4 protein-coding genes are annotated in these 3943 nt (G+C 59.5%); 3 read left to right on the forward strand and 1 reads right to left on the reverse strand.

Annotated features, from left to right (window positions below):
* On the reverse strand, positions 1-1845 hold a 1845-nt coding region (locus ABX749_RS24895; protein ID WP_372898370.1), incomplete at its 3' end, for an ATP-binding protein.
* 7 nt (positions 1846-1852) lie between these two features.
* Between ABX749_RS24895 and ABX749_RS24900 the strand changes: the two genes are divergently transcribed.
* From ABX749_RS24900 to ABX749_RS24910, 3 genes are read left to right on the forward strand one after another with little or no spacing between them, the layout of a single operon-like run.
* Entirely contained in the window at positions 1853-1981 is a 129-nt protein-coding gene (locus ABX749_RS24900) for a hypothetical protein (RefSeq protein WP_372898371.1), read from the forward strand.
* An 18-nt stretch (positions 1982-1999) separates the two neighbouring features.
* A complete protein-coding gene (locus tag ABX749_RS24905; protein ID WP_372898372.1) occupies positions 2000-2839 on the forward strand; it encodes a purine-nucleoside phosphorylase in 840 nt (279 codons plus the stop codon).
* Positions 2836-3912, forward strand: a complete 1077-nt coding sequence (locus ABX749_RS24910) for a purine-nucleoside phosphorylase (protein WP_372898374.1) — start codon at positions 2836-2838, stop codon at positions 3910-3912. The genes ABX749_RS24905 and ABX749_RS24910 overlap by 4 nt, the downstream gene beginning before the upstream one ends.
* The last annotated feature ends 31 nt before the right edge of the window (positions 3913-3943 follow it).

Raw genomic sequence — 3943 nt, forward strand, 5'->3', positions numbered from 1 at the left:
CTCGTGACGGTACAAATAGTCTTTCAACTTTGACTTGAACGTGCGGTAGGAAGACTTGCCTCGCAAACCGTCCGGCAGATCGCTGAACTCGAAGGCGTCGTCCGGTTGGGTTAAGAATTCTGCATCCGGCGAAAGCGCTTTGCTGTGTTCCCAAAGGTCGTCGGGGACGCCACCGCCGCAGCACAGCAGCCGCACGGTGTCGACCCAATGATCCAAGTCGGCACTGGCGCGGATAAAATGCATCGACGCTTTGCCGACAAGCGCGGGCCGATAGACTTTCTTACAACCGCGGTTGGCAATCTGGGTTTGGCCGAGGAAGCATTCCTCCACGCCTGCCGGGATGACCGGACGCTGGGGTTTGGGGTGTTCTTCAACGATCGATTCGCTGTTTTCTTCGCGACGCGATTGGTCCGCCGCCTTTCGATGCTGCATCAGGTCGCTGATCTGCTTCCTGGCCAGCGGCCCGGCCAGAAACGACATCGCCCAACGTGTTTGAAACGTCACCGGATCGCCTTGGTGAACGTTGTTCATCAAAAAGACTCGGTTGCCCAGCCCCGCCAAGATCTGTTCCATCCGATTGCGATCAAATGGCTGGCCGGATTCACCCGCAGCCCCCTCCAAGCCTTCCAAGACCCTGGCCTTGTCGCGTTCGGTTTGCAGCCGTCCCAGGAACCAGGTGCCGATGTTGGACAAGCCCTTGTAATCCAAGTCGACGGGGTTTTGTGTCGCCAGGGTGACGCCCAAGCCGAACGCGCGGGCTTGTTTGAGCAGCGTCAGCATCGGCGGCTTGCTGGGCGGATTGGCGACCGGCGGAAAGTAACCGGCGACTTCGTCCATGTAAAAGATCGCGCGGAGCGAGCCGGTACCGGTTTGTCGCCGCATCCACGCGACCAGCTCGTTCAACAATAACGTGACAAAGAACATTCGTTCGCTGTCACGGAGATGAGCGATGGACAAAATCGACACACGCGGTTTGCCATCGGCAGTGTAAAGCAGTTTGTCGATCGACAGTGTTTCGCCTTCCAACCATGATGCGAACGCCGGCGACGCCAGCAAGTTGTTCAATCGCATCGCCAGTTTCGAACGCTCCGCAGCGGGCATGAAGGAATCCAAGTCGACGACGCCGATCCGCGTGATCGGTGGGGATTGAATCAAACGGATCAGGTTGGCGATCGAGACGTTGCGTCCCTCCCGCCACTGGTGCGTCAAGATCGACGACAGCAGAATGTGCTCCGGTGACGTCAACGGATCGGCATCGAGATCCATCAAGGTCAACAAACCCGAGACCGCGCCGGTGACTTTCTCACCGATCGCCTCGGTATCGTCCAGCAATTCAGGCGGGGGGGCATCGAAACTCTTGAGCACCGTCAGCGGAAGCCCGATGTTGCTGCCGGGGGTGTAGATGGCGATGTCGACTGCGTCCTTGTAGGTTTGAATCCGTTGCGGTGATTGTCCCCAGGACGCCAACCCCTCTCGCCACCGGGTTGCGGTTGACTCGGCCAACTCGTCGACACTCATTCCCTTGCGCGTCGCGTCGCTTTGCTCCAACCACGGTTTGAAATCACTCGGCGCGAGATCGGGGAACGCCAGCAACAGGTTGGCCAAGTCGCCTTTGGGGTCGACGCAAATGGCGGGGACGCCATCGATGGCGGCTTCTTCCAGCAAGGACAGGCACAGGCCTGTTTTGCCGCTGCCGGTCATCCCCACGCACATCGCGTGCGTGCACAGGTCTTTGCTGTCGTACATGAGCAGCTGGTCCAGCCGCCGGCCCGAGGAAAGATCGTATTGACGCCCGAGATAAAACGACGCCAGCTTTTCGAACTGGTCAGGATCGGGGATAGCCATAAAGCGAGTGCGTGGAGACAAGGGAGAAGACGGAACGTCGCTGCTGAATGAAGAGTTTAACGAGGTTTTGGCCGCCGATGGCAGCCAAGTCGTCGTGCGTTATGATTCGTGCGTCGTGCTCTCGTTCACCCCGTGATTCATCCAAACAGTTGACATGCTTGATCTGTACGAAAAAATTGAAGAAGCCGCCGCGGTCATTCAAAATGCGTTTGCTCAGACGCCGAAAGTTGCCCTCGTCCTGGGAACCGGGCTGGGTGGTTTGGTCGATCAAATCGATGTCAAAGCGTCGATTGAATATGGCGAGATCCCCCATTTCCCGACCTCCACCGCGACCGGTCACCGCGGACGGCTCGTCTGTGGATTTCTGGAAGGCGTGCCCGTCGTCGCGATGGAAGGACGGTTTCACATGTACGAGGGCTATCCGCTGAAGCAGATCACGTTGCCGATCCGAGTGTTCAAACGCTTGGGCGCCGAATTGTTGATCGTCAGCAATGCTTGTGGCGGTTTGAACCCGTACTACCAATCGGGCGATATCATGGTGATCGATGACCAGATCAATTTGATGGGCGATAACCCGTTGATCGGCATCAACGATGATCGCTTGGGGCCACGTTTTCCCGACATGTGTGAACCCTACGATCAGCAATGGATTGATCGCACGCTGGCATTGGCCCGCCGCGAAGACATTGGAATCCACCGCGGCGTCTTCGTTGCCGTCGCCGGTCCGAATCTTGAAACGCGGGCCGAATACCGGTTCCTGCGCACCATCGGCGCCGATGTGGTCGGGATGAGTACAGTTCCCGAGACGATCGTGGCGGTGCACTGCGGGTTGAAGACAATCGGTTTAAGCGTGATCACGGACATGTGCCTGCCCGATTCGCTGCAGCCGGCCAATGTCGAAGAGATCATCGCGACGGCGAATCGCGCCGCACCCCAGTTGCTGAAAATCGTGACCGGGATCGTGGCCGAAGCGGGGCAAACCCGGATCGCATGAGGGATCGCATGGAGGATCAAGCCGAATCGCCAGAAGCGGCGGTCGCGATGGCCGTGGCGATGTTGCGTGAGACCATTGCATCGAAGTGGGCGTACGGCGACGGCACCGCTGCGTCAACCGTCACGGCGATCGTCCTGGGTAGCGGTCTGGGTTCGCTGGCCGACAAAATCGAATCCCCCGTCATCGTGCCCTTCGGTGACATCCCCGGGTTTGCCCATTCCACCGCCAGCGGTCACCGTGGGCAGTTGGTGTTCGGCACGCTCGGCGGCGAACCGGTGATTGCCATGGCCGGTCGTTTGCATCGTTACGAAGGCTGGTCCGACGACCAGGTGACCTTTCCCATCCGGGTGATGCACTGGCTGGGGGCCAAACGTTTGATCGCCAGCAATGCGGCCGGTGGTGTCAACCCGAAGCTGGCGGTGGGCGACATCGTCGTCCTGTGCGACCAGATCAACTGGCTGCATGCGCGGCGGCAAATCGCGTTGCCGAAACGAACAGAGCAGAAAGAAACGGCGCCGAGCGTCACCGAGGCAGCCCCTGGCAGTCACGCTGTGAAGCATTTATCTCCTGCGTTTGACGAGGTGTTAGCGGCAGGGCGCAAGCCCTCCCGTTCCTCATCGTTACCGGAACACCGGAGGGCTCGCGCCCTACCGCAAAAAAATACTTCACCGCGTTACCCTGGCGGGTTGCCGATCGGTTTTCCCGCCGGACGGCGCGGTCAGATTTTTGATCCGCAACTCGTCTCACTCGCACTGGCCGCCGCCCGAGAAGGGGGCTTTGTCGCCGTCCCGGGTACCTATCTGGCGACCCTGGGGCCGACCTATGAAACCCGTGCCGAATACCGCATGATGCGGCGGATCGGAGCCGATGTGGTGGGAATGAGCACCGCAGGAGAGGTGTTAACGGCGGCGAATCTTGACATGTCCGTGCTCGCTTTGTCGATTGTCAGCAATGTGGCGGATCCCGACCGAGCGAAAGTCGCCGATCACGCAGAAGTGCTAGAGGCAGGGGACGCCGCGGCGGCTAAACTAGAGGGGATTGTTCGACGGATCCTTTCCGGCCACCGAGTTTGATTGTCGTTTCGATGCCGCACGTTCCCAAACC

It is taken from the genome of Stieleria sp. (assembly GCF_041595215.1).
GTDB classification, from domain to species: domain Bacteria; phylum Planctomycetota; class Planctomycetia; order Pirellulales; family Pirellulaceae; genus Stieleria; species Stieleria magnilauensis.

What these genes read in the sequence shown, in the direction of transcription:
- ABX749_RS24905 (WP_372898372.1), top strand. Translation starts at nt 2,000, where the DNA reads ATGCTTGATCTGTACGAAAAAATTGAAGAAGCCGCCGCGGTCATTCAA.
- ABX749_RS24910 (WP_372898374.1), top strand. Translation starts at nt 2,836, where the DNA reads ATGAGGGATCGCATGGAGGATCAAGCCGAATCGCCAGAAGCGGCGGTC.